The organism is Pseudoalteromonas sp. S2893 (genome assembly GCF_005887105.1).
GTDB classification, from domain to species: Bacteria; Pseudomonadota; Gammaproteobacteria; order Enterobacterales; family Alteromonadaceae; genus Pseudoalteromonas; species Pseudoalteromonas atlantica.
Genome location: NZ_PNCY01000087.1, coordinates 1 through 534 on the forward strand (window position 1 = coordinate 1; position 534 = coordinate 534).

Genomic DNA, 534 nt, shown 5'->3' on the forward strand with positions numbered 1-534 from the left:
AAAATAACTACCTTCCTTTGATTATTCAAAGTGAAAATGCGGGAGTGGCGGAATTGGTAGACGCGCTGGATTTAGGTTCCAGTATCTTAGGATGTGAGAGTTCAAGTCTCTCCTTCCGCACCATGTTCTGATATGAACTAAACTATCAATTGTTTTCTGTTGGGATATCGCCAAGCGGTAAGGCACCAGGTTTTGATCCTGGCATTCCCAGGTTCAAATCCTGGTATCCCAGCCAACAATGGCTAAGTAGCTCAGCTGGTTAGAGCACATCACTCATAATGATGGGGTCACAGGTTCAAATCCCGTCTTAGCCACCATTTCTTTTTTAGAAGTGGCTCTGCAAGAGTTAAATTGCAGCTCAATGAAGAGTTTAAAATAACTACCTTTCTTTGATTATTCAAAGTAAAAATGCGGGAGTGGCGGAATTGGTAGACGCGCTGGATTTAGGTTCCAGTATCTTAGGATGTGAGAGTTCAAGTCTCTCCTTCCGCACCATGTTCTCGATAAGAACTAAAATAATCAGCTCATACTTTG

Annotated in this window: 4 tRNA genes; all 4 read left to right on the forward strand. The window is 42.3% G+C overall.

What is annotated here, in order from left to right:
- Positions 1 to 38 precede the first annotated feature (38 nt).
- The 4 genes from CWC04_RS19245 (at position 39) to CWC04_RS19260 (ending at position 495) form a co-directional block, all read left to right on the forward strand.
- Positions 39 to 123, forward strand: a tRNA-Leu gene (locus tag CWC04_RS19245).
- A 37-nt stretch (positions 124 to 160) separates the two neighbouring features.
- A tRNA-Gln gene (locus CWC04_RS19250) sits at positions 161 to 235 on the forward strand.
- Between the two features lie 5 nt (positions 236 to 240).
- Positions 241 to 317 (forward strand) — tRNA-Met (locus CWC04_RS19255).
- A gap of 93 nt (positions 318 to 410) precedes the next feature.
- A tRNA-Leu gene (locus CWC04_RS19260) sits at positions 411 to 495 on the forward strand.
- Positions 496 to 534: the final 39 nt, after the last annotated feature.